The sequence below is a fragment of the Mesorhizobium ciceri biovar biserrulae WSM1271 genome (genome assembly GCF_000185905.1).
Taxonomy (GTDB): domain Bacteria; phylum Pseudomonadota; class Alphaproteobacteria; order Rhizobiales; family Rhizobiaceae; genus Mesorhizobium; species Mesorhizobium ciceri.
In genome coordinates this window covers 114,596-139,230 of the sequence record NC_014918.1, presented here as the reverse complement: position 1 = coordinate 139,230, position 24,635 = coordinate 114,596, and the positions used below count along the sequence as shown (strand labels likewise).

Genomic DNA, 24,635 nt, shown 5'->3' with positions numbered 1-24,635 from the left:
CCTCGCGTTCAAGTTCGGCTGCGGATTTCTCAGTCATCTCACTTGTTCCTTGATCACGCTCGCGTCGCGCTTGAGCTGTTCCTGGGTGCGGTCGGGGGTAAGTTCCGAAGGCGCCATGCTGGCCGTCCCGGTCCGCAGCAGGATAATGCCGAGGGCCGCCACGACCACGCCGACCAGCAGGGAAGACCACCCCGCGCCAAGTCCTGCCCGCGTCAGTGCAATAACGAGTGCCTGCAGCAACACCATTAGCGCGGCGAGCAGGCAGATCGCGCCGCCCAGCACTTCCGCGGCACCTGCTCCGGCCTTGGCAAGCTTTTCAGAAAGCTCGGCCCGAAACAGCCTGGCCTCGGTTTGCACCAAAGTGGTGACATTCTGGGCCAAGTCGGTGATCAGCCCGGCAAGGCTTGGGTTGTCCTGGGTGTTCATCTGTCCTGCTCCGCGCTCTGCATAGCCCCATCATCGCCGACGACGCCCGAATCCTGCGACCGATCAGCGGACCAACCTTGTGCCTGATCGGTGTGGGATTTGAGGTCTCCCGGCGCATCCTGAAATTCTCGACCCGCCGGCGGCGAGGCCTTGATGAAGCGCCCGAGAGCCAATCCGGCCAGTACCGATCCGGCAAGCAGGACACCGGGATTTTGCCGGCCAAAGGACTGCACGTCCTCCAGGACCTGGCCGAACGGCTTCTGTTTCAATGACGATGAAAGCCGCTCCAGGCCACCGGCAGCATCCAATGCGAACTTCGATGCGTTCCTTTCATCGTTGTTGGCCAGGTGGTCACTGGCCGCGCGCAGTGCGCCGCCCAGCGCCGCCAGGCTCGATCCGATGTCGCGCTGCGCTTCCTGCGCCTTGTCGGAGATGACCTCCCTGGCTTCAGATGCATAGTCGCCAGCCTTGCGGGTCACCTCGTCACGCGCGTCGTGAAGCAACTCGCTGGCACGCTCATTTTCCTGGCGAAGCCTTTCGGAAACGTCGCTTTTCGCCTTGTCGAAATCGGTGGGCTGTCCGCCCTGATCGTTTTCATGCTGCATGGGGCCACCTAGTGAAGACCGAGGAAGGAGAGGACCGCCAGCACGACAACGATAACGCCGATAAGATAGATGACACTGTTCATGTGCACGTCCTCCGTGGCTGTCCAACTTCGCGGAGCCGGCGATGTTCCCTAGGTGAAGCATTTATGTCGAAGCGGAAATGGAGAGCTTCGTCAGGCACGCACCAGTCACCAATGGGTCGCGCTATCCCTCGTGCGGAGCGCCAGTTGCTCGGTACCACCGGGTGCGCCCGACTCCGCAGGAGCCGCTAGCAGGAGACAGCCGAGTGCCGGCTGCCTCCGGCATTGCTATCTTTGCCTATTCGGCTGCCCGCCTGTCGATCATCTGCTCGCTCTGGGCGCCGGAACTTGGCCGAGGCGGCGACAGCATGGGCTCCTCGCCCATTGGCGAACCGGCGACCAGGGAGAACTCGCCCTTGCCGTCCATCGACGGTCCTTCGCTCCAACGACCCTGCGCTGGTTCGACACCTTCGACGAAGCAATTGATGAAGGCATAGGATACGTCCTGATGCTCCTTTTCCTGCGGGAAGGAGTTGGGGACCGGCAGAGACGCGTTCAGTCCGCCCATATCTTCGATTGCCGCGAGCCACTGCTGTTGGTGCATGGTGTCGCGCGCAATAAGGAAGGACAGCATGTCCTTCATGCCGGGATCGCTGGTCATGTTGTACAGGCGGGTCGCAAGCACGCGGCCGCTTCCTTCCGCGGTGACGTTTGCGACCATATCCGCGGCAAGATTGCCGCTGGCATAGACATGCGAAGCATTGAAGGGAACGCCGTTGGCGTTTTCAGGCAGTGCGGCCAGGCCGGTCGACAAGATATGGCGGAAGTTCATCCCGTTGAGGACCGAGCCGCCGACCGTGTCCGACGAGATGTCCTCCTGCAGCGAAAGTGGTGCACCCTCAAGATTGAGGGCGACCGCAGTCGCCAGCATTTCGATATGGCCGAGCTCCTCGGTCGCCGTGTTCAACAACAGGTCGCGGTATTTGGCCGGCCCGCGGCATCCCCATGCCTGGAAGAAATACTGCAAGGCCACGCGGATCTCGCCTTCTACTCCGCCGATGGCCTGCTGCAAGGCACGGGCAAAGACTGGATTGGGCGTTTCCACACGAACCGGGTACTGCAATTTCTTGTCGGTGTAATACATGGCTGACTCCTGGTTGGAAGTCAGCCGAACCTCAGCTCTGATGCATTGTTCCGTGCGAGGAACACTTAATTCCGGCAGTTTTCCGCGGGAATGTCTCGAGCCACGGACGCTTATTCGCAATGCGAGCCGTCCAGTTCGTTGATGCAGTCGCTACGAGTGGCGCCGACCGGATCACGCGACCCTGGAAAGCAGAGCGACGTCACATCTGGCCAAGCCGTAGCGCCACCGATGATCAGTCGTGGCGACCCGGCTCTGATAAAACAGTGAAAGCTGGCTGCCTTCGATCATCACTGTCGAGTGGCCGTTCTCTCCCGGCTGGCCTGGTTCCAGCACCGGGCCGATCGAGACGTAAGGTCCAGCAACGTTATCCGCGATGGCAAAAAACACGCGTTGCCGGTTCCCGCGAAGGCCATTGGGCAGAAAGCAAGTGGCATTGAGAAGCACGCGACCGTCCGGCAATTCGACCAGTTGTGCGCCCTCAATGCCCCATTCATAGTCGGGATCCTCTCTCGTGTTGTGGTGAGGCACATCATTGTGGTCGAGGATCTTGCCGATCCGCTTCCAGGGACCGAACCATGAGTCGGATTGGCTGCGTGCGAGATAGATGTCGGGCTGCGGCACCCTGGTGAATTTTGGCATGGCGGAATAGACGAGGTAGCGCTTGCCGCCAATAAGTGCGGGATGCGGATCGTAAATGCCATCTTCCTCCGTGTCCGGGATGGCGAGGATTGCGGGGCTAAGAACCACCCACTGGAACCCGTCATTGGAAACCGCATGCTCGCAGCGGCCGCCAGACTTCATGAACTCGGTCTGGATGAACATGTGAAAGACGCCGCTTTCGTGGATGACCCCCGGAGCCGCAACACCACTCCCATTGATTGGAAGCTCGATCGACTGATGCTCGGTCCACGGCCCATAAAGGTCCGGCGCCGTGGCGTGCAGTATCGTCCACGTCTCGGTGGTCACCGTGCCGCTCGAGCCGAAGACGTGCCACAGGCTGCCATCAAAGACGGGGCAAGGGTCCTTGAGATCATCCACGCTTTGCGGATGAAACAGCGGAAAAACGTTGGTCGCAAAGTCGATCTTCATATCAGCCCCGGAATTCGCCTGGCACGGACTCGCCAGCGATGCGGGCGAATCAACTTGATGTCCTGCGCATTTTATAGCCAGCGACTTCAACGCAAATACGGCAGGTCCGTTCTCCACCGACATTCCCCCGTCGCTCACGCTTTCAAAGCCCGGCGATGCGCGGCGGGCGTTCTCAGCTTCGCGGAAATATGGTTCCGAGCGGTGACCGAGAGCTCTTCACTTCACCTTGGAACAACTCACGCGCTGGAAAGTTAGGAGCTGGCATCGAAGTCTATTTCTCCTCGATCCGCGCTTAACAAATGTTAGTCGTAACATAAACTAAAGATTACGGGAAGGAACACCTCAATGGAAGCAGCCTTGGGCAGGGTATCCGGCAGTAAACACACTGGCAGGGAAAATCTACTGGTTTGCTTCTCCCACTTGCGATGGAATTTCGTTCATCAACGGCCGCAGCATATCCTCACCCTCGCATCCGAGCAGCAGAGAGTGGTCTACTTTGAGGAGCCTGTTTTCGAAGAACTGCCACAGCCGCAGATGCGGACGAGCGAGGCATCGCCAAACATCCTGATCGTGACACCAGTGCTGCCGCTCGGCGCGTCGGCCGCCAAATCAGATGCCGTGCAGCGGAGGTTTGTTCAGCAGATCATAGCTTCTATGCCGCACAGCCGGCTGATCGCCTGGTATTACACGCCGATGGCTCTCCGCTTCACGGAGTTTCTTGACCCAGACATATGCGTCTACGACTGCATGGACGAACTCTCCGCTTTCAAGAATGCGCCGCCCGAACTGGCGCAGATGGAAAAGGCACTTCTGCGCCGCGCCGATCTCGTTTTCACCGGTGGCCTGAGCCTGTTCGAGACCAAGCGCCGCCTGCATCAGGCTATTTACCCTTTTCCGAGCAGCATCGACGTGAAACACTTTCACAAGGCAAGGCTGCCAGGAAAGGACCTAGCCGATCAGGCCGGCATTCCTCACCCGAGGGTGGGGTATTTCGGCGTCATCGACGAGCGGCTGGACGCCGGACTCGTGGCGCTAGCGGCGCGGACGATGCCGGACGTGCATTTCGTCATGATTGGTCCCGTGGTCAAAATCGATCCTGCAATCCTGCCGAAGGCCGACAACCTGCATTGGCTGGGCGCGAAGACCTACTGCGACCTGCCCGATTATCTGCGCCATTGGGATGCCGGGTGGATGCCGTTTGCACTCAACGAGGCGACCCGGTTCATCAGCCCAACCAAGACGCCAGAGTACCTGGCTGCGGGCCTGCCCGTAATCTCGACGGCGATCGTTGACGTCGTGCGCAGCTACGGCGCTGCTGGACTGGTGGAAATCGCCGACAGTGACGACTTGGAGAGCAAGCTGCGCTCCATGCTTTTGCGACCGCGTGAGATGCTGCTGCCGCAAGTCGATGCCTATCTGGCTGACATGTCGTGGGAAAGAACATGGACGGCCATGGCCGCTCACATTGAGGGCGCCTACCGACGCAAGAAGGTCGTCCCGTTGCGCAGGAGCGCATAGCCATGTTCGATTGGCTGATCGTCGGCGCGGGGTTTGCCGGCAGCGTGCTTGCCGAAAGAATAGCCTCGCAGCGTCATGAAAGCGTTCTCTTGGTCGATCGCCGCAGCCATGTCGGCGGCAACGCCTATGATTGCTATAATGAAGCCGGCATCCTCATCCACCGCTATGGGCCACATATTTTTCACACCAACAGCCAGTCGATCGTGGACTACCTCTCGCAGTTCACCCAATGGCGCACATACGAGCATAGGGTTCTGGCGGCGGTGGATGGGATACTGCTCCCCATCCCGATCAATCTGGACACGATAAACCGCCTTTATGGCCTCGAACTGAATTCTGCACAGTTGGAGGAGTTCTTCGCGTCGCGACGCGAAACGGTAGAGGACGTGCGAACGGCCGAGGATGTTGTCGTCAGCACCGTGGGACGCGAACTCTACGAAAAATTCTTCCGTGGCTACACCAGAAAGCAATGGGGCGTCGATCCGAGCCAGCTGAGCAAATCGGTGACGGCACGAGTGCCGACCAGGACCAACCGCGATGACCGATATTTCAGCGACAGCTTCCAGAAGATGCCTGCCGGCGGATACACGAGGATGTTCGAGCGCATGCTCGACCATACGAACATCAAGATCATGCTGCAGACCGACTTCCGCGAAATTCGTGACGAGATACCGTTCAACCGCCTGATCTATACCGGCCCGATCGACGAGTACTTCGGCTGGCGGCTGGGGCGTCTTCCTTATCGTTCGCTCCGCTTCGAGCACGTCACCCTCGACCAAGAGCAGTTTCAGCCGGTTGCCGTCGTCAACTATCCCCAGACGGAAGATTACACCCGCATCACCGAGTACAAACATCTGACCGGCCAGCAGAACGCGCGGACCAGTCTGACCTACGAATATCCTACCGATATCGGGGACCCGTACTATCCGGTGCCGCGGGCCGAAAACGAAGAGCTCTTCAAGCGCTACGAAGCGCTTGGCGCAACCTGTCCCGACGTGTGGTTTGTCGGTCGCCTGGCAACCTACCGCTACTACAACATGGATCAGGTGGTCGGGCAGGCCCTGGCAACCTTCGCCCGCATCCAGAAGAGCGTCCCGGAATGGGCGAGCGCGGGGAAGGCGTCGTTGGCCGAAGGGGCGCTGTAGCTCGCCCACCCGGACGTACCTGGGAGCATCGAGCGTGGCAAGGCGGCGCCGTGCCGCTCATGTATTAACGCGTCAGGTTCGCCGCGAACAAAGCTCGCTGGCGGGCCAATTCCTCCGCGATGGGCTTGCGGACGTGCCGACTGCCGTCCGCCTGGACGACCGAAAACAATCCCACCTCCGCATGCCGCGAATTGTCCCAGCCCGGATAGGCGGTTATCGGGTATAGGCAAATACCTTCGATCGGCGCTTCGAGGTCAATTGCGGCACGCACCTCGTCGCAGACATAATGGAGCCACGCCGCCCCGCCTGATCCCTCGGAGCCGGTCTCGGCGATGAACATCGACTTGCCATATCGATGCGCGACCTCGATCAGCATCTCGGATAGGGCACGGTACTCGTGGTGCCCCATGGGAATCGTCGGCCCGTTGAGGTACCACTGATTGTGCGGGTAGAAATTCAGGCCAACGACATCGACAACATCGTCGCTGCCCCCCAACTCAGGCTCTGCCCGGCCCAGCAGCATGTCGTAAGCTTCGAACTGTCCGAGACGGGCATTTTCGGCCCGACGCCGTTCGGTCCGCGTTCGGTCGCGAGGGGCAATGTGGATAAGCGGCTCGGCCCAGACAAATCTGCAAGCGGGATCGACCTCGCGCATCGCGCGAACGCCAGCTATTGCAGCTCTCACGAGGTGCCTCTTGAACCATCCCCGCTTCTTCGGGCCAACGCGCGGGAAATAGCCAACCTCAACAGCCCAGGCGAAAAACGAGATTTCGTTGATCGGGCACAACAAAGGCGCTGTACCGGCGATTGAACGATGAACCCTCACAGCTTCTGCAGCGAACGAGGCATAGGCATCGATGAAATGCATCGACCCTTGATCAACGTGGTCTGGACATCCGTAGTGGAAGATGTCCCAGATGACCTGGACACCTGCCGATTGCGCTGCTTCGACCATCGGCGTCCAGCTTGACCAGTCATAGTTTCCAGGAGCGGTTTCGATGAGGTGCCAGCGCAACCCGTCGCGGACGGTACGAAGACCGAGTTCGGCGCAACCGCGGTAGTCGCCCAGGGCGTGCAAATAGTGCGAGGTCGCACGGATAAGATCGAGGCGGACGCCGTCCTTGCGCCGGTGCGACGAGCACTCAAAACCAGCCATGAAAAAACTGGCGAAGGGCGACGTGCCCGCAATCGAAGTCACCTCATTGCCTTCGCTGTGTCGTGCTTCGCTCATACGAAGTCTCCTGCAGGCATTTGGGCTCAGTCTCGGCTGCCGAATGCAGATCGAAGCAGCCATGAGCAATCCGGCTGCCGTATCTCATCCGCCACGCTGCACTTTCGTCCTGTGCTTAACGGGATGGTTCCAAACCGGATGATCGAGCCTTTGTTCCCGTCGACCCCGTCAGAGGCAGACAGCAGCCAGGGAAGAAGCTGCGCGCGGCAAGTCGGGGGTCAGGCACATGCCGTGATCGGATCATCCAACGCTCCGACGAAGGCAGGCAACAGTCCGTTCAAATTTCGACTTTCCAATATCGATCATGCAGGCGAGAGGGACGCGGCCCGTCGCGTCAAGCCGCTCCGTCGATCTTTGCCGGCAGAGCGCGCGCCATTCAGCTCAAGCGGGAACATTGGCTACGTCAGCAAGTTTGATCGCCATAGCAAGGGGCCGCAGGGCGGGCGCGCAGATGAGACATCTGGTCAAGGAAATCCTGGTCGAGATCGCTGAAATCCTTCCAGCGATGGCTCAAAAGGGCGACAATTCGGCCGAAGCACTGCCTGTCCATGCGCCGAACTTCCCCCACGATCTGGAGCCGGTTATCCGCGCAGACCCTTCCTGCGAGGTGCCATCGCAACGCGCCGACGATCGGCATAAATCAGTCGCAGTTGAGCAAGCCGCAAGCTGTATGGAGGGATACGGCGCCGGCTCGGATGATCTTACCTTTGCCAGTCACTGCAGATGACCCCACGGTCAAGGCTCACGCCTCTGACGGGCACCACGCACGGCGTCGAATGCCGAGCGAACGGCTTCAACGTTTGAGGTGTGGGGCCGGGCTTACGGCCTGAAGATCAACGGCGGTTGGCCTGCGCCTCTTCATCGCGCCATCGCTTCGGTCCGCCTGCGACGCTACGCGGCACAGTCGCGCGTGAGCCAACCCGTACCCACGGGTCAATCTCTTCTCCCAAGAAGGCCGTGCCATGGAGGGACCAATAGCGCGGCCCGGCCGAGGTATGACCCACTAGCCTTCGTCGGATGCCAGTGACAATATCCCACCAGGCGCCACCTGCAGCAGTTCCCTTGGACGGTCCTGTTCTGGCAATGAGATGATCCAGCCATAAGGTGCGCGGCTCAACAGCCTGAAAGCGCGGGTAGCGGGAGCAGTCATGACACCCTCCGTTGGGGCGGAAGCATGTTCTTCGCTCACAGCCGGCGGAGCCCAGAAACTACCGCCGCGAGAGCAATAATTTTCAGTCGAGATCATGTGACCGGCAGAAGCGTTCTAGTGCCTCTCTTTCAGAAATCGGGCTTCACGAAGCAGCGAATTCCAATCCGTGCCGATAAGCTTGATCAGACCGCGCGCATCCGGCTCTGAAATACCGACTTCTTCAGACAGACGTCGGGCAAGCAATTGCTGATTGCCCTTTTCGACTCGGCCATCGCCATCCTTTTTCATTGGGTTCCTCCTTTGGGAAGCCAACTTGCGGAATGACCTTTCGTTTCACGAAACAAGAAAAAAGCCCGCGTCCGATTCGCGGCAGCGAGGATAGCGCCATTCGCTCGGGACTGTCGCAGGCGGTGCAAAGCAGGTCCACCTGGGGCGAACCAACACCGCACACCTTCGATAACGTACGCAAACCGGGTCCCAACAGAACCTGCGCGAACCCCGTGCAAGCCGCGCCGAAACGCCCCGCAGCCCCTCAGAATTAATGGGGATTGGCATCGGTGGTGTGTTTTGGGACGTGGGCGGTCAGGCGGGTCTCCTGACCTCCATGTTGAGGAAATGCTTCGGTCCGGGGCCGCCACGGTCCTCGAACGTAGCGGCTATGACGCCAGGGACTGGCATTTCAAGGGCCGCTATGGGAGATGGTCCAAGGGCCCGGGATGCTCGGATCAAAAACCGCGGGAACGCGGCCGTATCTTCTTTGATCACTGCCTGATGAACATGCCCGTATAGGTCTGGCCGGCGAGCGTATGGGTTGCGGACAGCGTGCCGTCGGGCATCATCCTAAAACTGACGTCCGCGCCATTCGGGAGGCGCCCCAGCTTCAACGTATTCCCTACAATTTTTCCTTCGCCCGCGGCCTCACCCGGATTGTCATCGCTCAGAATTCCCCATGCGTAGGTTACGGTCACCTTTCCGTTTGAAGAAACAGATTGAACAGACAGTTTACCTTCATATGTGCCTTCCAATCGCCCGACCCAATTGCCCGAAAAAGCAGCGTACTTTGTTGGAACGCCCTTTGAAGGAGGAATGATTGCCACGGATTGATCCATTATTGCCGGGCCGGGGGGAACAACGGCAGGATCCAAGGCGGATTGGGAGGGAATGGCAGCAGGTTCGATAGCGGCGGATTGCAGCGGTTCAGGAGCCGATTGGCACGCGGGTAGGGCAAGTGCTGCGAAGGCCAGTATAAGGTTCCGCATCAATTTCTCCACATCGTTTCCGACGGACATATCCGAAAGCCCGCTGATCGGCAGAAAGTTCCATTCCCCACCAGGCCGGATTTTGGAGACGCCTGATGAACCATGAGTGACCCCAATAGATAGCCGCTCGTCAACCGTGTAGCGACATTGCGCGGCCGGACCTCAAGCGGGCTCGTTGAGATGCCCATTTGCAAGGCCGGATTTCTCGCTTCAGGTGAGACGCCTTTTGCCTGATGCCTGGCCGGAGCCATCTGGCCCTCATAGGTAAGGTTGCAGCGTCAAGCCTTGGCGGACCAACCACCTCATGTGATGTCGCAGCGACAATTGCGAGCGCAGCCTATGTCATAGGTTAATGCGCTGCTCGAGGGGCTCGATTATGGGTGTGCAGCACTCCTGTGCCCCGTGCAATGAAGTCCCGGCCAAGGACCTGCCTCGGCATCCTGAATTCCCAGTTCCCGACCAGCAGTCCGGCGCCTCGTTACGGCTATCCGGAACTTTTGACGCGGATGCAAGTTCGATAACCAACATCAGCTAGGTAGCCACTTTGTCACCCACTTCATCCTCGGATGTACTTATCCGCAAGCTCCAGAGCATCTCGGATCTCCGAGAGGGCGATATTGATGTTTTGAAAGACATCCAAATTCAGGAGAAGGATTTTCTTGCCAATTACGACCTGGTGCGTGAGGGTGACCGCCCTGTCAATTCGTTCGTGGTTTTGGATGGCCTGCTCGGTTCCACCAAACTTACCGGCGATGGCAAACGGCAGATTACATCCTTCTTTGTGGCTGGGGACATTCCCGATCTGCACGGACTGCATCTGTCGGTCATGGATTGCAATTTCACGACCCTGACAGCAGCCAGACTGGGCTTCATGCGACATGACGCTCTTCGCGCCATTTGCGAACAGCATCCCCGAATCGCCACGGCTTTTTGGCGCTCGACGCTGATCGATGCAGCGATTTACAGGGAATGGGTAACGAATGTGGGACGACGCGAGGCCTATACGCGCATGGCTCACATCTTGTGCGAACTGATCTTTCGCTTGCGCTCGGTTGGACGCATCCAGGATCACGTCGCGGATCTTCCCATTACCCAGGCAGCACTTGGCGATGCATTGGGCTTGTCTACAGTCCACGTCAACCGAATGCTTCAGGAACTTCGACGTAGAGGCCTCATCGCCACCACAGGCCCAAGGGTGCAGGCTCTTGATTGGCCCGGCCTCACTCGTGCAGGTGATTTCGAAACGACGTACCTGCACCAAAGGAACCCCGCAGCTTAGTGGTGACGGAAGCTTTCGGATGGCACGATTTTTCTTTGATAGTGGCGATCACGATGTGGTCATCCAGGACGAAATCGGCATCGAATGTGCCGGTCTGGAGGAGGTGCGCCGCGTGGGCTTCGAAGGCCTTATCGACCTTACGAGAGATGCACTGACCGAGGTGGACGGGCAGCAAGTATTTGTTGAAGTGCGGAACGAAAACGGCGACAGGATACTGAGGCTGAGCATCTCGCTTCAGATCAAGCTGATGAGATAACGTGCGATAGGACTTGCTGCGACAGAATGCTGCCGAACGCCGGCACACCAAACGGAGCGGCGACGAAACCGAATGCCGCGTGGCCGGACTGACGCACGAAGATGCCGCCGCCATTTGCGACCAGCTCGGGTTCTCCACATTGGACAAATCGGAAAGCCGCAGCAGAAGGGCATGCCCGCCTCAGTGGCGCAATCCGACTGATTTAATCGATGTCGCGATTTTTGTATGAAGTTCTGGAACGCGCACTCTCAGCGCTCGTTCATGTTGTCTCAGCAGAGGGTCGTCGAGATGCAACGAAAAGCGAACGAGGCAAGCCGGGTTGCGAAAGGCCAGGACCTTGAGGTCGAACATCTGGTCGAGCTCACGGAAATTGACCCCAAGCAGGCACGAACGCTGCTTCGCAGGCATGGCGCCGATTGGCCGAAGCTCAAAGACGAGGCGGAAGCTCTGAAGAAGGAAGACTAATCGTCACCTTCCGAGCGGTTGGCGAGAAAGCAGTTCTAGCTCATCCTCATCCGTTACCCCAGCCTGGTAGTAAGCCAGAATACGTGATGCGCGCCGCTCCTTCTCGGTTGCGGTTTCGTTTTTGATTTTGCTGCGTGCGAAGACGCGACTGAGCAGGGCAAGTTCTGATGGGGTGAAGGCGTCTCTATGCATCGCATCTCAACTCCCGCGCGCCCGTCTCGAGAGCGTCGAGGTGGGCTGAAGCCGTGTTGCAGCCTCTGCGCGTCTTTCGGAGATTAAACAAAAAGGCTGTCCGCACCAGCCAGAAAACGGTCTTTTTCGGGTTCACGGCGTGATCTGCCCGGCGGCCGCAACATCTGGCTCGAGGGCGACAGCGGAGAAACCGGCTTCAACCCGATCGCAAGACGCCTGGCTCCTCTGTTTCCTTGAACTCTTCCGTATCCCTGGGCGCGGCGACCAGATCCTGGAATCCGATAGTGGCGACGAGATAGCCTGCTTCGTCGTAAACCTTCGTCACCCAACTGGTCGGGTCCACGCCATCGACAATTCCGTCGAGCATGGCCTCCTTGGCTGCACGCTTCGCCTCTCTGACAGCCTCATCTCGATCAGCCATATCGGCAAAGATTGCAGGCTGGGCCATGCCTTCGATAAACTCGAAGCGAAATTTCGGCATCGGTCGCTCCAGTCATTGTGCCAGCGCATCGGACATTTCTGGCAGGTTTGACGCTCAACGCGGCGGTGTCGAAAAGGATGCAGCGGGTTGATTGCGCTTGATCATCAAACCTCAGGCAGCATTGCTGCCTCCCATCTCCCAGTCGCCTTGCCAACGTGCGCGCACGGCGATCATCAGTGTGGCCGCTTCCGTCATTCCTGTTTCAAACAACCTGATCAGCTCTCTCGCTACGGCGTTGGCCGCCGCCGTGTCGGGCAAGATAGCAAATTCCTGGCACAGCGCGTCGAACGCGTCGCGAAGGATGTTCAGGTCACTGGGGTAGAGAGCTTCCGTATTCGTGCGGGTTGGTCGGCTAAGCATCAGGCGCTCCTATTCGGCTACAGTGGGATTGCTCCCAGCAGCGGCGCCCGTTACACAGCCGCTGACAATGGCTTTATGCGGCACAGCCCAGCAGGTGTCATTAAACTATGATGCACGGCGCGTCGTTCGCCCGTTGAGGGCGCATATGGAGTTGTCCTTGGCTGTCGTGACGCAAGTTTCTTCGCAATGCGTCGGCGGCCTAGCCCCGACCTGTTGTCCGGCGCCTGGAACTCTTCGCGACTGACGGCATTATCTAGTCCGACCAACCGGGGGCGAAATGGGAGTCACGTCACGCGAACGTTCGTCTGAAGTGCAGCGCTTCCAGCTTCTGGCGGGGTTGGGTGACAGGATTCGGGAGATCGATGATCCTGCCGAACTGGCATTTGCGGCAGCGGAATTGCTTGGGAAGCATTTTGGCATCAGTCGAGCCGGATATGGCACGATCGATCTCGAGAAAGAAACGATAGTCATCGACAGAGACTGGAACGCGCCGGGAATCCGAAGTCTGGCCGGAACTCTGAACTTCAGGGACTACGGCTCCTATGTCGATGATTTGAAACGAGGCGAGACGGTCGTCTTCGAGAATGCCGAGACAGACCCGCGAACCCACGACCATGCCGAGGCTCTCAAAGCAATCAGCGCCCAATCCGTCATCAACATGCCGGTTACGGAGCGCGGCGGGTTGGTTGCGTTATTGTACCTCAATCACTCCGAGCCAAGACACTGGACGCCGGCCGAGGTTGCTCTGGTTTCGGAAGTGGCTGACCGGACGCGCACCGCAATTGAACGGCTTCGTGCGGAGAAGGCCCTGCGTGAAAATGCCGAGCGCCTGGCCTTTCTGGATCGCCTCGGCAGAGAGATATCCCCGGCGACAGATGCCGACGCTGTCATGGAGGTCACCACCCGTCTACTTGGCGAACATCTAGGCGTTTCGATTTGCGCCTACGCTGACATGGAGCCGGACCAGGACCACTTCACCATTCGCGGCGACTGGAGCGCTCCTGGCTCGCCTAGCATCAGGGGATACTACAGTCTTGCCGATTTCGGTCGCCTCGCTGTTGGCAATCTGACCGCCAATCGGCCGCTCGTCATCAACAACAATCTCGAGGAAATTGCGCCCGAGGAAGCAAAGACCTTTCAGGATATCGGCATAACGGCAACGATCTGCATGCCCTTGGTCAAGCAAGGCCGGCTGGCTGCGCTAATGGCCGTTCACGACACGCAGCGCCGCGTCTGGTCGCAGCGCGAACTGTCCTTGCTGGCGGAGGTGACAGAGCGGTCATGGGCTCACATCGAGCGCGTCCGCTCGGAACAGGCTGCCCGAGCGAGCGAGGAGCGGCTAAGGCTAGCGACCGATGCAGCCGCTATCGGAACGTGGGACTATGATCCCATCACAAGGGTGCTGCGTTGGGACGACCGATGCAAAGCTCTCTTCGGTCTGCCACCTGAGGCGGAGGTGACATATGAGAGCGCGTTCCTGGCCGGTCTCCATCCAGAAGACCGTGAACGGGCGGATGAGGCCGTACGCCGGGCGCTCGCGCCGGGCGAGTCTTCCCGCTACGACATCGAATATCGGACGATCGGGCTGCGCGACGGAAAGGAGCGTTGGATAGCTGCAACGGGCGAATCTCTTTTCCGGTCCGGACGCGCGGTGCGTTTCATCGGCACCGTCATGGATATTACCGCGCGAAAGCGGGTGGAGAACCAGCTTCAGATGATGAATGCGACTGCCGCCGCCGTGGCAGCCGAGCTGGACGTGGAGCGCATTGTCCAGATTGTCACCGACGCTGGCGTCGCGCTGTCAGGCGCGCAATTCGGAGCTTTTTTCTACAATGTCCTCGATGACACGGGGGACAGCTATGTGCTCTACGCCCTGTCGGGAGCGCCACGCTCCGCTTTCGAAAATTTTCCCATGCCACGCAACACGGCCGTGTTCGAGCCTACTTTTCGCGGGACGGGCGTGGTGCGTTCCGATGATATCCTCATGGATGTGCGCTATGGAAAAAATTCGCCGAGGAAGGGAATGCCGGAAGGCCATCTTCCCGTGCGATCCTATCTTGCCGTGCCGGTCATTTCGCGATCGGGCGAAGTGCTGGGTGGGCTGTTCTTCGGACATTCCGGTTGCGGTGTCTTTGCCGCAGAGCATGAGACAGCCTTGCTGGGGCTGGCCGGTCATGCCGCCACGGCAATCGACAACTCCCGACTGTTCAAAGCGCTGCAGACGCTCAACGCCACTCTTGAGCAGCGTGTGGCTGAGGAAGTTGCCGAACGCGTCCGAGCAGAAGAGCACCTGCGCCAGGCGCAGAAGATGGAGGCCGTGGGACAGCTTACCGGTGGCATCGCCCACGACTTCAACAATATGCTGGCTGTCATCATTGGCGGTTTGAATCTCGTGCAGCGCAAGCTCCGAAACGGCGACACGAACGTGAACCACTTCGTCACCGGTGCAATCGATGGGGCACAACGCGCTGCGGAACTTACCAAGCGGCTGCTTGCCTTCTCTCGCCAGCAGCCCTTGGCACCGACGCGCCTGAATCCTAATCGACTCGTCTCCGGCATGAGCGAACTGCTGAGCCGAACGCTTGGAGAGACCATAGCAATCGAGACGGTGCTCGCCGCTGGGCTGTGGCATGTGGAGGCCGATGCAGGGCAATTGGAAAGCGCATTGCTCAACCTTTGCGTCAACGCACGCGATGCCATGCCCGGCGGCGGAAAGCTCACGATTGAAACGTCTAACGCCCATATTGACGATCGGTATGCGAGAGAAAACGCGATCTCCTCGGGCCAGTATGTGATGATAGCGGTCACCGATTCCGGAACGGGCATGACTGCGGACGTGCTGGCAAGAGCCTTCGATCCGTTCTTCACCACAAAGGGAGTCGGCAAGGGTACCGGATTGGGACTTAGCCAAGTGTATGGGTTTGTTCGTCAGTCCGGCGGCAGCGTCAAGATCTATTCCGAACTCGGTGTCGGAACCACCTTGAAGATCTATCTACCGCGGTCGCATGGCGGCATTCCCGACAGCCCGGCCGCCGCCTTGGCGGGCGAGCATCCGGGACATTCAGACGAGGTCATCATGATCGTCGAGGATGAAGATCGTGTACGCCTGATGGCCGCAGAAGCGCTGCGAGAACTGGGCTATTCCGTCCTGGAAATGTCGGGGCCACGAGATGCACTTGCCGCCGTGGAGAGCGGGCATGTGCCTTCGCTTCTGTTCACCGATGTGGTCATGCCGGAAATGTCAGGCCGCGAACTGGTGGACAAGGTCAGGACATCGCACCCGTCACTAAAGGTGCTCTACACCACCGGCTACACGCGAAACGCGATTGTTCACAATGGCACGCTCGATTTTGGAACGGAGCTTTTGACCAAACCCTACACGATCGACGAGCTGGCCGAGAAGGTCCGAAAGGTGCTCGATCGAAAGTAACGATCGGCCAGAGGCGATGTACTCAAGCGGCCGACCCAAATCCACTGCAGGCACGGCGGGGCGGTATGATGTCTCGCTGGAACCAGGGGGGACTGCCGCGAGTTCTCTGGAATGGCAAATCATCCGATCACCAGCGCCCTTACCACAATCGGCACACTGACTTCCCGTCCCGCTGCGTTCCTGGTCTTGTTGGCCTACGCAATTCTTTGGATGATTTTCGAGCGACAGAGCTTGGATTGGCATGGAGCCGCAACATTGTTCACGTGGGCGATGACGCTGTTCATCCAGCGCGCGGAGCACCGCGACACTCAAGCGATCCACGCCAAGCTGGACGAGATCCTGCGGTCAGATCACGCGGCTTCAAACATCACCCGGATCGACGATGAAGAGCCTGAGGAGATCGAAAAACATCGCCATCGCCAGCAACTGGGCGATTGACGTGCAGCCTTTCGGTTCCGTTGCGTCAGGCGCCCGCAAGAAGACCTCCCGCATTGCGCCTTGGCGAAAGGTGCTCATCTATCTGGCCATTGCCGCCATCGGCAGCCTGCTCACGGTGTTGATCATAAACCTCACTCCACAGCCGCGCGTTCTACGATCTATCGTCCCCCACCGGTTCGACGCTACGGATCCCCAATTTCCCAAGACGATGAGCAGCTATTCGCAAGGGCAGATGTTCGGTTCCAACGCGGTCCAAACTCTCGTCAACGGAGACGAAATATTTCCCTCAATGCTGCAAGCAATCGGGGCGGCTCGATCCAGCGTCAACATGGAAACGTATATTTATTGGTCAGGAGCCATCGGCTACGAGTTCGCGATCGCATTGGCGACGAAGGCCCGCGAAGGCGTGGAAGTCCGCGTGAACGTCGACTGGGTTGGCAGCCTTCCCTTCGACGAGGACCTGATCCGCATCATGACGACGGCAGGTGTGCGGTTCGAACGCTATCGGCCGCTACGCTGGTATACGTTGGACCGTGTAAACAACCGAACTCATCGCAAGCTGCTGATCGTTGATGGCCGGATCGCTTTCACTGGCGGGGTCGGCATTGCCGATGATTGGCGCGGGAACGCACGCAACTCAAATGAATGGCGCGACACGCATTACCGGATCGAAGGACCAGCCGTGCCCGCATTCCAGGCGGCGTTCGCCGAAAACTGGCTTGAGACGACCGGCGAGACATTGCAGGGCGGGAAGTTCTACCCTGCAGTTGCGGCCGCTGGCGGTCTCGATGCGCAGTTGATACTTTCTTCGCAGCCAAACGGCTCGGAGAACATGGAGTTGATGATGTTGGCGGCAATAGCCGCGGCCAAGGATCATCTGCGCATCGGCATGGCCTACTTCGTGCCGGACGACATCGCGCTGCAGCAGATTCTTGATGCAAGGAAGCGAGGCGTCTCGGTCGATGTCATCGTTCCCAATTGGCTCACGGATGTGCCTGTGGTGCGAAAGGGCTCGCGCTTTTTCTGGGGCGAATTGCTCAAGGCCGGTGTGCGCATCTTTGAGTTTCAACCCACAATGTACCATCCCAAGCTTTTGATCGTCGACGATGCCTGGGTGAGCTTTGGCTCGGCTAATCTGGATGAGCGATCCTTGCGCCTCAACGATGAGGCCAGTCTGAACGTCTACGGCTTGGAATTCGCGCGGACGCAAATAGACGTTTTCAACGAGGACCTGAAGCGATCAAGGCAGGTCAGTCTGGAAGAATGGCAAGCGCGTCCGCTAAGCGAAAAGGTCACCGACTACTTTGCGAGCAGGTTTCGCTCCCAGCTCTGATAATGGCGAGGAGGCGGAGATCCAAAGTCCCCGCGATTGCTCGCCAGGTATTTCGCAGCCTTGCTGGATCAGGTCGCGGAAGCCCTCCCTCCCAGCCGCGCTCGCCGCTGGACTCTCCCAGTGTTCCGCACGGATGTGGAGAGCCTAAAAGACTTCGATCACCTTACGGCTTCTCTTTTTGAGAGCCTGGATGGGTTTGCGGCGAGTTTGCGGCTGCGCCGGCGACGACTCCACCGGACGCTGTGCAAGCCTTGCTTGTCTCAGCCGCGCCGTCTTCTCGGCGCGTTGTGCGCGTTCAGCGTCCAGCGTCTCTTGGCTGATGCGTTTGGCGCGGTCGTATCTTTCCTTGTCATGATTGCGCGTCACGGACACCTCCTAGCCAGCAACAAAAATCCTGCGAACCTTTTTGGTGACACGCTGCTTGCGTTCTATGGGAGACGGCGTGATGGCCTGTGCGAGGCGCGCTTCCTTTAACCGCGCCGTCTTGGCGGCGCGCTCAGCACGTTCCTTGTCGACAATGATTGCTGCAGCTGATGTGGTCTTCTCGTTGCGAGCGTCATTATTGGTCCGCGGCATCTCAGCGCCTCGCCTTAATTCTTGTCGCCCGCAGAGCCATTTTGTACCTGGGTCGTGCTCTAACCTGGTGTATCGCCCCCTTGGGCGAGATTTTGCCTCGATGAGCCGGCTTCATGCGCAGGTGGTTGTCGTTGTCCGCTTGTGGGATGGCCATCTCGGTTCTCCTATGCGGGCCGAACTTCGATATGACACAAGTGTTCCAAGGCAACGCGCAAGCTGCTGGGCTATTTTCGAGGCAAGGAAACGCGCTTCAGGCGCGTGATCGGGGAACCGTGACAGGGGGCCGTAGCTGGAACTTTGAGAGCGCAGATAGCGTCGGCGCCTGCACACGGCGGCCCTCTCCCAAAAGCTGTCAGCCGCGGCGGTGCGATTACCGGCAGCAAAGGAGCTTGGTGTCGACGATGAACTTCCTGGCGACGAGATCGTTCGGACATTGCTGCAGCGCAGGATCCCCCCGCGAGCGCATTAGCTGGGTATTGTATGGCGTTAGGGCCGTTGAACCACCACCGGGGTGTGTCAGTAGCACCTTACAGGCAGCCGCAGGTCCAAACGAGCAGCACCGTTCCAAGCGCATAAGGGACCAGAAGCAAACCTATCGTCACCCAGAAAGCCGGCTCTGCCAAGGCGGCCATGTCCTTGCGAAACTGCTCCATGGGGCTACCCCGGCAACTTCGACAAACGAAAAGAGCTGATCTGGTATGGCCTACGGCCCGCTTTTGGCATCTTCGACCTCCAGCGCATCCATGAGGGCTGCCACATCGCTGGGTTCGCCAGCGGCGTCACCATGCACGCCAGTTCGCGCTTTCTTGAGCGCTTGCTCGATCGCATCTTCAATGTTTCCGAGCTCGTCCTCACGCACCTCGCGACCATAACCGGCCGCTTCGGCATCCTGCTCGAATTGCTGAGCCAGCACGGCGAAGCTCACTTCCTCTTGGCCGGCAAGAGTGCCGACATTCTCCTGCAGCCAGCTTTCAAAAAACTCTTTGGTCGCGTTCATCGGATAACTCCTCCACCGGATTAAGCGCGGCGGCGATCCGAAGTTCCGCCATGGCGTCACTTTCTCAATCAGACGAACAGAAGCGCGTGCGCTGACATTCACGGAAGGCAGCTGAACTTTCAGGTGCCACATGACCGCCGCTTCATTTGGCCTTTTGCGTATCCGGCGCGAACAGGGCTTGGCCTGCCAGCTTCGCGTGCAACGTGCGGGCCAGGTCAAGATGTTCAAGCACCGTCGGCAGCTTTTCGGAGGCGAAGCGCTGAAGCGCTGCATCCTCGCCCGAGCCTATCTCCCAAGCCAGGAGCTGCGCCGTCCTTTGGTGATCGACGATCTGCGCCCTCAGGTACGCCAGCTCAAACGCGGCGCCGTCGAGCTTTTCGAGATCGGAACGGATGTTCTTGTGATCTGGATCGAGCCCTTCGGGAAGTGGAATCTTGCTTTTATCGGCCACGGATTTCAGCTGCTCATTGGCCTTGTTGTGATCATCGACCATCCGATTTGCAAATTCACGGAGGTCTTCGTGGCTTGTCTTTCCAGCCGCGAGTCGCCCGAACTCTATCTCGGCCCTACCGCCTGCCGTAATTAGCTGTACGAAAAGCCGATCCTGATAATTCGTCTGGTGCGGTGCTGGAACTCCAGGCTTCTCCATACTGGTATCGGGGGCAAGACCGGCTGGATTGCCGATTTGCGCCAGCGCACAGCAGGGCGACACTGCCAGGACTACTGTCATTATGGCGGCACGCATGAACTGTCCTCCATTCAATACTAGTTAATTGTCGGCCACGGTTTTTCCCGGATGATGTCTAGAGCGTGAGCAAATAGGCCACCAATGCTTCCTTTTCCGATTGGTCGAGCTTCGTTCCGAGCACCAGGTTGAAGAACTCAACGGTATCGCCCAGCGTCATCAGACGGCCGTCATGAAGATAGGGCGGAGAATCCTTGATCCCGCGCAACGTGAAGGTCTTGATGGGTCCATCTGGAATGGCAACCTGGTCGTTGAACGTCTGACCAACTTTGTAGAATCGCTCGAGCTTCAGGTCGTGCATATTGTTGTCCATGAAGGACTGGGCTGGAACATGACATTCGCCGCAGCGGCCCTTTCCCATGAACACCTGCTCGCCCTTGATCTCCAGCGCACTGGCGGTAGCCGGGTCAAGTCGTCCAAAGGGATCGAGCTTGGGTGCCGGAGGAAAATCGATGATGTTCTGCATCTGCGCCATCATCGCGACCTGGTTGGGCCGATCCGGCAGGTTCACGCCCTTGCGGGTGGCGCTCACGTGATCGCCGTTGAAATAGGCGGTGCGCTGTTCGAACTCCGTAAAGTCTTCCACGGAACGCAGCGAGCGCTTGGATCCGTGGATCTGCTGGTTGAACAAGCCGCGCAGGCTGGTTGTGTCGAGCCGGAAGCGCTCGGCTTGCGGCCGCACGTCCGGGGTGAGGTGAAACGCCCCGTTGGTGTGGAAATTGGAATGGCAATCGAGGCAAGCGACACCCGTGCTTTGCATCGCTACCTTCCTGTCCTCGGTCTGGTTGAATTCCTCCTGCGGAAATGGCGTCAGCAGCAGACGAAGTCCTTCCATCTGCACGGGCGTGATGATGCCGTTCATGTATTCGTAGAAGTTGCGTATCGTCAGCAGATCCCCTCGCGACACATCTCCAAGCTCCGGGTGCGTGGTCAGAAATATTGGAGGTGGAAACTCCGGGGTAAGGTGATCCGGTAGATCGAAATCGACGTCGAAGCGGCGCAGATCGCGTCCTTCATCAGCGCCGATCTCTCTAATCTCACTTTCAGGAAAGACCTGACCTCCGGCGGCCTGCTTGACGTGCGGCAACGGTAGGAAGCCTTGCGGCAACAGACCACGATCACGAATTTCCTGAGGGGTTTTCGCTGCCAGGCTGCTCCAGGTTTCGCCTGCCGGCAGTTTCACTCGCGAGCCTTCTTGTACAGCCTTGCGCCCGCCCGACATCATGACGCCGGGCATCGGCCGGTCGGCCAGATCGTAACGGCTCTCGAGCAGGCCGCGTTGCCGTTGTGTCACAGCCGGCTTTTGCGCCTCGTCAGTTTCCTTGACCGCAGAAAAAGGCAAGCTTGGCAATGGTCGATACGTCAGATCCGGCGGCAGCGGGTCCGAAGCAACATTGAGCGTGAACGTTGCAGCGCCAAGCAGGACCGGCAAACCAAGATTGAAGATGCGCGACATATCCCCTCCCCACAGCGTTGAATTTGGCCCCAACCAGTGCGCGCCAGCTTTGTTCCATAGCTTTGATAGCCCCAACGCTCACGCTCGGCTTTCGATGATCGCCGGTGTCGCTGCTTTGGAGGGTGCGATCTGCGTGCCTTGCCTGCGTGCCGCTCTCGCCATCTTCTGGCTGATGAGTGCACGTCCGCTACCGACTCGTGGCCTTGTAGCAGGCCTGCATCGAGCGAAGATATCTATCCCGACATTCCGGATTGTATCACCCCATCGGCCGACGACCCGTCAGACATCGCCGCATTGTTGATCTGGTCCGTCCCGAACTGAGCGACCTGAACCATCATGGCCCTGGCCTTTGCAATGAGTTCATCGTCGGGAAGAGTATGCCCGGCCTGCAGGGTAACTGTAATACACTCGCCTCCCTCGCCCCGAAATTCCACGACCGGAGCCTGGTCTCGGCTGACGACAACTCCCATCATCTGCATAAAAACCTCCTCGTCGCTTCCTGCATTGGCCAGACAAACGCAACCCAGCTCGGCTATCTAATCCTTGACATAGGCCCCAGGTTGACGCCCGCCTCTGGGCGCCTTGGCGTCTTTCGAATGCTCGGCGACCGCAGGGCCTGCTCCGGATATTTTCTCTGGGGCCGGTGAAGGTGTCGCCGGCTTTGACGGGGTCCTGCCGCTCGATTTCTCGGGGCGGTGTGATATGTTAGTTGAAGACTTGTCTGAAGAAGTCATGGCTCTTTCCCTAGCGCGAAAACCCCAATACCAACCTGCGAAACGCCGTGACGTTCCATCGTGATATGAGCTCCGTTGTTGAACCTGGAGGCCTCGCTGGGGCGCACCGGCAATGGGCTGATTTTGCAAGACGAATGGCAACGGCCAAGGCGCTCGGGCAAGACACAGCCTGACACATCGCGGCGCGGGTATTGGAATGCGAGCCGACGCGAAACGCTTCATTGAGATCATCCATCACGGAACCCGCGGCAGGCAGCAGCTTCGTCATTTCTGCAGGAATGCGTTTTGCCAACGCCGACACCGCGACCATGCCCGTCGCCCGCCACTCTCTCCTGGTGCCAAGCGCCCGCTTGCAGCGCCTACCTCGAGGAGCCTGCAATACAGGCTGACTCGGCAGCAACCGATGAGGAACAATATCTCCCTTTGAAAGTTCTGGCCGACCCATGAAGGAGGTATGAAATGTCAGAATCACGCGAATGGCTTGTCCAATGGCTCAGGGATGCTCACGCCATGGAGGAGCAGGCCGAAACCATGTTGAATGGGCAACTGAACCGGATAGAGAACTATCCTGAGCTCAGCGAGCGGATTCGCCAGCACATCCAGGAGACCAGACAGCAGGCTGCTCGGCTGGAAACCTGTCTTGACCGCATCGGACAAGGATCTTCCACACTGAAGGATGCCGGCGGCAAGCTGACGGCAATGGCGCAGTCGCTCAGTGGGGTGTTCGCCGGGGACGAAGTGATGAAGGGATCGCTTGCAAGCTACACGTTCGAGCACATGGAAATCGCCTCCTACACAATCCTGATCGCCGCCGCCAAATCGCTAGGCGAAGCAGAGGTCGCCCAGCTCTGCGAAGAGAATCTGCGTGAGGAAGTTGCGATGGCGGACTGGTTGAAAAGCCATATTCCAGCGACAGCCGAGCAGTTCCTCGCGCGGGCCGACTCGGAGAATGACAACGCCAAGCGCTGATCTAGGATCGTGGCTCGCAGGCGATAAGTGAGCGCCGGTCAGCGCAGCGTACGGACCCGCGCTGACCGCCGTGGCGCGGGCCCACATAGCAACTACCTTGACCAGGTAATATTCGTATCGGTCTTGGGGGTGACCGTCCTGTTTGGGCGGCAACGACAAACCAACGACCTGGTCTGATGACGGCAGTTCCTCATGCGGCGTGGAGCGTCATTCCGATTGAAAACAGGAACTGAGAGAGCGGCATCTTGCGTCAAGACGCAGTCGCAAGAAGCATCGTTAGGCCACTGAAGTGAGAACCTCCGTCGGGCCGGGCCACGAAACATTCGGCAGCGGTCGGGCGTTGTGTCGGGAGTTTGGGGCGACCCGCACCGCCATGTTTTCTTGGCAGGTGATCGAGTGCGTTCTGGGAAATGCGCATGCCACGCGGCCTCCGTTATGGCCTGACGATTCGTCCCATCAAGCTGGTCGTTTGTGCCCTCATGCGAGGAGGAAGTCCTTCCAGGCCGAGCGGGTCAGGCAACACCGGAGTATTTTTTCATTACCCTTGCTGCTCGCACGAGTGACGACCAATCAGCTCCCATAGTGGCGACGAGGTCACTAGCTTCTTCGCTGGAAATGCCGGTGCGGGCGGCGAGCTTCTTCGCAAGCAAATCGAAAGCCAGTTCGACTATCGTCATCGTTCAGCCCTTTCGCTAAGCTCTCCATTACCCTCTCGGAGGGTCTCTCGCATTAGCCCATGTTAATGAGGCGAGAAGCAATTTCCTTCACCTCGTGGGCGGCACGACCTATCTCGAATTCTGCAACACACGCAGCGCGCCTGGCGCGCTGCTGTCGCTTCAGATGATGCACAAGAGCGAGAACGGTCGCCGCTCACACTTCATCACCGCCAATTTTCAGATCGCCGACGGCCCGGCTGCCGACGAGATCGTCGTGGCCATCGGTGCTGCGGACGGCGGCTGGGTCGGCATGCGTCAGGAAGGCAGTCGCCGATTGACGGGAACAATTTAGCGAACAGTAAATTCAACGGTCTTCTGGTAGGAGGCAAAAGTGTCCCAGCGAAGCGTCGACAAAGACCGATTGGAGCGCGCAGACCGCGAGGCAAAAGTTGCTAACGCGGCCGAGAGAGAGGCGCGTTATTTGAAAACTGCGCGACTTCGAGAACAACGCCTTGCTGCCGAAGCCAAGGGTCCCCAGGCTTCGAAGAAAGGCCGATCCAGGAGCTAAGGCGCTTAGCCGCCGAGGCTGGCCGTGAGACAGCGACGCCCTTCTGATGGAACATACACCACGCTAATAGTTCTAGCGCGCCGGGCACGCGACGTTCCCGGCACATCCTCATT

At 59.0% G+C, this 24,635-nt stretch carries 28 protein-coding genes and 1 pseudogene; 11 read left to right on the top strand and 18 right to left on the bottom strand.

The genetic code is table 11. The features are described from left to right. Window positions 1-33: 33 nt before the first annotated feature. From MESCI_RS30840 to MESCI_RS30825, 4 genes are all read right to left on the bottom strand, one after another. Window positions 34-426, bottom strand: a complete 393-nt coding sequence (locus tag MESCI_RS30840; RefSeq protein WP_013525134.1) for a phage holin family protein — start codon at window positions 424-426, stop codon at window positions 34-36. Further along, window positions 423-1,031: a hypothetical protein gene (locus MESCI_RS30835; RefSeq protein WP_013525133.1), complete on the bottom strand. Its 609-nt coding sequence runs from the start codon at window positions 1,029-1,031 to the stop codon at window positions 423-425. Before MESCI_RS30835 ends, MESCI_RS30840 begins: the two co-directional genes overlap by 4 nt. Before the next feature lie 318 nt (window positions 1,032-1,349). Next, window positions 1,350-2,195, bottom strand: a complete 846-nt coding sequence (locus tag MESCI_RS30830; protein WP_013525132.1) for a manganese catalase family protein — start codon at window positions 2,193-2,195, stop codon at window positions 1,350-1,352. Between the two features lie 171 nt (window positions 2,196-2,366). Further along, on the bottom strand, window positions 2,367-3,407 hold the full coding sequence (locus MESCI_RS30825) for a glycoside hydrolase family protein (protein WP_013525131.1): 1,041 nt from the start codon (window positions 3,405-3,407) through the stop codon (window positions 2,367-2,369). A 222-nt stretch (window positions 3,408-3,629) separates the two neighbouring features. On the opposite strand from MESCI_RS30825, the gene MESCI_RS30820 reads away from it, so the two are divergent. Then, complete coding sequence (locus tag MESCI_RS30820; RefSeq protein WP_013525130.1) at window positions 3,630-4,802, top strand: glycosyltransferase; 1,173 nt, start codon at window positions 3,630-3,632, stop codon at window positions 4,800-4,802. Between the two features lie 2 nt (window positions 4,803-4,804). Then, complete coding sequence (gene glf, locus MESCI_RS30815) at window positions 4,805-5,947, top strand: UDP-galactopyranose mutase (protein ID WP_013525129.1); 1,143 nt, start codon at window positions 4,805-4,807, stop codon at window positions 5,945-5,947. 64 nt (window positions 5,948-6,011) lie between these two features. Here glf and MESCI_RS30810 read toward each other — a convergent pair whose 3' ends face one another. After that, window positions 6,012-7,178 carry a beta-glucosidase gene (locus MESCI_RS30810; RefSeq protein WP_013525128.1) on the bottom strand — a complete coding sequence of 389 codons (1,167 nt, stop codon included), beginning with the start codon at window positions 7,176-7,178 and terminating at the stop codon, window positions 6,012-6,014. 451 nt (window positions 7,179-7,629) lie between these two features. On the opposite strand from MESCI_RS30810, the gene MESCI_RS30805 reads away from it, so the two are divergent. After that, window positions 7,630-7,905, top strand: coding sequence for a hypothetical protein (locus tag MESCI_RS30805; protein WP_013525127.1), 276 nt, complete (start codon window positions 7,630-7,632; stop codon window positions 7,903-7,905). 276 nt (window positions 7,906-8,181) lie between these two features. Here MESCI_RS30805 and MESCI_RS30800 read toward each other — a convergent pair whose 3' ends face one another. The 3 genes from MESCI_RS30800 to MESCI_RS32955 form a co-directional block, all read right to left on the bottom strand. Next, the gene (locus tag MESCI_RS30800) at window positions 8,182-8,328 is read right to left on the bottom strand and encodes a hypothetical protein (RefSeq protein WP_013525126.1); all 147 of its coding nucleotides are present in this window, start codon (window positions 8,326-8,328) and stop codon (window positions 8,182-8,184) included. A gap of 114 nt (window positions 8,329-8,442) precedes the next feature. Continuing rightward, window positions 8,443-8,616, bottom strand: a complete 174-nt coding sequence (locus tag MESCI_RS32400) for a hypothetical protein (protein WP_013525125.1) — start codon at window positions 8,614-8,616, stop codon at window positions 8,443-8,445. Window positions 8,617-9,089: 473 nt separating this feature from the next. Beyond that, window positions 9,090-9,587 carry a hypothetical protein gene (locus MESCI_RS32955; RefSeq protein ID WP_013525124.1) on the bottom strand — a complete coding sequence of 166 codons (498 nt, stop codon included), beginning with the start codon at window positions 9,585-9,587 and terminating at the stop codon, window positions 9,090-9,092. Window positions 9,588-10,131: 544 nt separating this feature from the next. Between MESCI_RS32955 and MESCI_RS30790 the strand changes: the two genes are divergently transcribed. The 3 genes from MESCI_RS30790 (at window position 10,132) to MESCI_RS30780 (ending at window position 11,587) form a co-directional block, all read left to right on the top strand. Beyond that, window positions 10,132-10,866, top strand: coding sequence for a Crp/Fnr family transcriptional regulator (locus MESCI_RS30790; protein WP_013525123.1), 735 nt, complete (start codon window positions 10,132-10,134; stop codon window positions 10,864-10,866). Between the two features lie 19 nt (window positions 10,867-10,885). Beyond that, a complete protein-coding gene (locus tag MESCI_RS30785) occupies window positions 10,886-11,122 on the top strand; it encodes a DUF6894 family protein (RefSeq protein WP_013525122.1) in 237 nt (78 codons plus the stop codon). A gap of 225 nt (window positions 11,123-11,347) precedes the next feature. Continuing rightward, the gene (locus MESCI_RS30780; protein WP_032899472.1) at window positions 11,348-11,587 is read left to right on the top strand and encodes a hypothetical protein; all 240 of its coding nucleotides are present in this window, start codon (window positions 11,348-11,350) and stop codon (window positions 11,585-11,587) included. A 3-nt stretch (window positions 11,588-11,590) separates the two neighbouring features. Here MESCI_RS30780 and MESCI_RS30775 read toward each other — a convergent pair whose 3' ends face one another. The 3 genes from MESCI_RS30775 to MESCI_RS30765 all read right to left on the bottom strand — a co-directional run bounded on the left by MESCI_RS30775 (window position 11,591) and on the right by MESCI_RS30765 (window position 12,620). Beyond that, window positions 11,591-11,779 carry a hypothetical protein gene (locus MESCI_RS30775; protein WP_013525120.1) on the bottom strand — a complete coding sequence of 63 codons (189 nt, stop codon included), beginning with the start codon at window positions 11,777-11,779 and terminating at the stop codon, window positions 11,591-11,593. Between the two features lie 196 nt (window positions 11,780-11,975). Further along, window positions 11,976-12,260, bottom strand: coding sequence for a DUF6894 family protein (locus MESCI_RS30770; RefSeq protein WP_013525119.1), 285 nt, complete (start codon window positions 12,258-12,260; stop codon window positions 11,976-11,978). 111 nt (window positions 12,261-12,371) lie between these two features. After that, window positions 12,372-12,620, bottom strand: coding sequence for a hypothetical protein (locus tag MESCI_RS30765; RefSeq protein ID WP_013525118.1), 249 nt, complete (start codon window positions 12,618-12,620; stop codon window positions 12,372-12,374). 277 nt (window positions 12,621-12,897) lie between these two features. On the opposite strand from MESCI_RS30765, the gene MESCI_RS30760 reads away from it, so the two are divergent. From MESCI_RS30760 to MESCI_RS30750, 3 genes are all read left to right on the top strand, one after another. Continuing rightward, on the top strand, window positions 12,898-16,050 hold the full coding sequence (locus MESCI_RS30760) for a GAF domain-containing protein (RefSeq protein ID WP_013525117.1): 3,153 nt from the start codon (window positions 12,898-12,900) through the stop codon (window positions 16,048-16,050). Window positions 16,051-16,161: 111 nt separating this feature from the next. Next, window positions 16,162-16,488, top strand: coding sequence for a low affinity iron permease family protein (locus tag MESCI_RS30755; protein ID WP_013525116.1), 327 nt, complete (start codon window positions 16,162-16,164; stop codon window positions 16,486-16,488). Further along, entirely contained in the window at window positions 16,433-17,821 is a 1,389-nt protein-coding gene (locus MESCI_RS30750) for a phospholipase D-like domain-containing protein (RefSeq protein WP_013525115.1), read from the top strand. The genes MESCI_RS30755 and MESCI_RS30750 overlap by 56 nt, the downstream gene beginning before the upstream one ends. Before the next feature lie 144 nt (window positions 17,822-17,965). Here MESCI_RS30750 and MESCI_RS30745 read toward each other — a convergent pair whose 3' ends face one another. The 6 genes from MESCI_RS30745 to MESCI_RS30720 all read right to left on the bottom strand — a co-directional run bounded on the left by MESCI_RS30745 (window position 17,966) and on the right by MESCI_RS30720 (window position 22,074). Next, window positions 17,966-18,187 carry a hypothetical protein gene (locus MESCI_RS30745; protein WP_013525114.1) on the bottom strand — a complete coding sequence of 74 codons (222 nt, stop codon included), beginning with the start codon at window positions 18,185-18,187 and terminating at the stop codon, window positions 17,966-17,968. A gap of 9 nt (window positions 18,188-18,196) precedes the next feature. Next, a complete protein-coding gene (locus tag MESCI_RS30740) occupies window positions 18,197-18,397 on the bottom strand; it encodes a hypothetical protein (RefSeq protein WP_013525113.1) in 201 nt (66 codons plus the stop codon). 703 nt (window positions 18,398-19,100) lie between these two features. After that, window positions 19,101-19,394, bottom strand: coding sequence for a DUF768 domain-containing protein (locus MESCI_RS30735; RefSeq protein WP_013525111.1), 294 nt, complete (start codon window positions 19,392-19,394; stop codon window positions 19,101-19,103). A gap of 142 nt (window positions 19,395-19,536) precedes the next feature. Then, on the bottom strand, window positions 19,537-20,139 hold the full coding sequence (locus tag MESCI_RS30730; RefSeq protein WP_013525110.1) for a DUF4142 domain-containing protein: 603 nt from the start codon (window positions 20,137-20,139) through the stop codon (window positions 19,537-19,539). Between the two features lie 58 nt (window positions 20,140-20,197). Beyond that, window positions 20,198-21,595: a cytochrome b6 gene (locus tag MESCI_RS30725; RefSeq protein ID WP_013525109.1), complete on the bottom strand. Its 1,398-nt coding sequence runs from the start codon at window positions 21,593-21,595 to the stop codon at window positions 20,198-20,200. Between the two features lie 233 nt (window positions 21,596-21,828). Continuing rightward, window positions 21,829-22,074, bottom strand: a complete 246-nt coding sequence (locus MESCI_RS30720; protein WP_013525108.1) for a hypothetical protein — start codon at window positions 22,072-22,074, stop codon at window positions 21,829-21,831. Between the two features lie 714 nt (window positions 22,075-22,788). Here MESCI_RS30720 and MESCI_RS30715 point away from each other — a divergent pair. Next, window positions 22,789-23,298, top strand: a complete 510-nt coding sequence (locus tag MESCI_RS30715; protein ID WP_013525107.1) for a ferritin-like domain-containing protein — start codon at window positions 22,789-22,791, stop codon at window positions 23,296-23,298. Between the two features lie 512 nt (window positions 23,299-23,810). Here the strand turns inward: MESCI_RS30715 and MESCI_RS32395 are convergent. Next, entirely contained in the window at window positions 23,811-23,975 is a 165-nt protein-coding gene (locus MESCI_RS32395; protein WP_164752019.1) for a hypothetical protein, read from the bottom strand. A gap of 61 nt (window positions 23,976-24,036) precedes the next feature. Between MESCI_RS32395 and MESCI_RS30710 the strand changes: the two are divergent. Beyond that, a pseudogene (locus MESCI_RS30710) lies at window positions 24,037-24,306 on the top strand (amino acid synthesis family protein); the annotation flags it as partial. Window positions 24,307-24,635 lie beyond the last annotated feature (329 nt).

Excerpts from the sequence above, each read along its gene's own strand:
- MESCI_RS30780 (WP_032899472.1), top strand. The coding sequence starts at position 11,348 with ATGAAGTTCTGGAACGCGCACTCTCAGCGCTCGTTCATGTTGTCTCAG.
- MESCI_RS30820 (WP_013525130.1), top strand. The coding sequence starts at position 3,630 with ATGGAAGCAGCCTTGGGCAGGGTATCCGGCAGTAAACACACTGGCAGG.
- MESCI_RS30785 (WP_013525122.1), top strand. The coding sequence starts at position 10,886 with ATGGCACGATTTTTCTTTGATAGTGGCGATCACGATGTGGTCATCCAG.
- MESCI_RS30730 (WP_013525110.1), bottom strand. The coding sequence starts at position 20,139 with ATGCGTGCCGCCATAATGACAGTAGTCCTGGCAGTGTCGCCCTGCTGT.
- MESCI_RS30800 (WP_013525126.1), bottom strand. The coding sequence starts at position 8,328 with ATGACTGCTCCCGCTACCCGCGCTTTCAGGCTGTTGAGCCGCGCACCT.
- glf (WP_013525129.1), top strand. The coding sequence starts at position 4,805 with ATGTTCGATTGGCTGATCGTCGGCGCGGGGTTTGCCGGCAGCGTGCTT.
- MESCI_RS30715 (WP_013525107.1), top strand. The coding sequence starts at position 22,789 with ATGTCAGAATCACGCGAATGGCTTGTCCAATGGCTCAGGGATGCTCAC.
- MESCI_RS30805 (WP_013525127.1), top strand. The coding sequence starts at position 7,630 with ATGAGACATCTGGTCAAGGAAATCCTGGTCGAGATCGCTGAAATCCTT.
- MESCI_RS30750 (WP_013525115.1), top strand. The coding sequence starts at position 16,433 with ATGAAGAGCCTGAGGAGATCGAAAAACATCGCCATCGCCAGCAACTGG.
- MESCI_RS30740 (WP_013525113.1), bottom strand. The coding sequence starts at position 18,397 with ATGCCGCGGACCAATAATGACGCTCGCAACGAGAAGACCACATCAGCT.
- MESCI_RS30735 (WP_013525111.1), bottom strand. The coding sequence starts at position 19,394 with ATGAACGCGACCAAAGAGTTTTTTGAAAGCTGGCTGCAGGAGAATGTC.
- MESCI_RS32400 (WP_013525125.1), bottom strand. The coding sequence starts at position 8,616 with ATGAAAAAGGATGGCGATGGCCGAGTCGAAAAGGGCAATCAGCAATTG.
- MESCI_RS30720 (WP_013525108.1), bottom strand. The coding sequence starts at position 22,074 with ATGCAGATGATGGGAGTTGTCGTCAGCCGAGACCAGGCTCCGGTCGTG.
- MESCI_RS30755 (WP_013525116.1), top strand. The coding sequence starts at position 16,162 with ATGGCAAATCATCCGATCACCAGCGCCCTTACCACAATCGGCACACTG.
- MESCI_RS30775 (WP_013525120.1), bottom strand. The coding sequence starts at position 11,779 with ATGCATAGAGACGCCTTCACCCCATCAGAACTTGCCCTGCTCAGTCGC.
- MESCI_RS30765 (WP_013525118.1), bottom strand. The coding sequence starts at position 12,620 with ATGCTTAGCCGACCAACCCGCACGAATACGGAAGCTCTCTACCCCAGT.
- MESCI_RS30810 (WP_013525128.1), bottom strand. The coding sequence starts at position 7,178 with ATGAGCGAAGCACGACACAGCGAAGGCAATGAGGTGACTTCGATTGCG.
- MESCI_RS30825 (WP_013525131.1), bottom strand. The coding sequence starts at position 3,407 with ATGTCGGTGGAGAACGGACCTGCCGTATTTGCGTTGAAGTCGCTGGCT.
- MESCI_RS30835 (WP_013525133.1), bottom strand. The coding sequence starts at position 1,031 with ATGCAGCATGAAAACGATCAGGGCGGACAGCCCACCGATTTCGACAAG.
- MESCI_RS32955 (WP_013525124.1), bottom strand. The coding sequence starts at position 9,587 with ATGCGGAACCTTATACTGGCCTTCGCAGCACTTGCCCTACCCGCGTGC.
- MESCI_RS30770 (WP_013525119.1), bottom strand. The coding sequence starts at position 12,260 with ATGCCGAAATTTCGCTTCGAGTTTATCGAAGGCATGGCCCAGCCTGCA.
- MESCI_RS30760 (WP_013525117.1), top strand. The coding sequence starts at position 12,898 with ATGGGAGTCACGTCACGCGAACGTTCGTCTGAAGTGCAGCGCTTCCAG.
- MESCI_RS32395 (WP_164752019.1), bottom strand. The coding sequence starts at position 23,975 with ATGACGATAGTCGAACTGGCTTTCGATTTGCTTGCGAAGAAGCTCGCC.
- MESCI_RS30840 (WP_013525134.1), bottom strand. The coding sequence starts at position 426 with ATGAACACCCAGGACAACCCAAGCCTTGCCGGGCTGATCACCGACTTG.
- MESCI_RS30725 (WP_013525109.1), bottom strand. The coding sequence starts at position 21,595 with ATGTCGCGCATCTTCAATCTTGGTTTGCCGGTCCTGCTTGGCGCTGCA.
- MESCI_RS30830 (WP_013525132.1), bottom strand. The coding sequence starts at position 2,195 with ATGTATTACACCGACAAGAAATTGCAGTACCCGGTTCGTGTGGAAACG.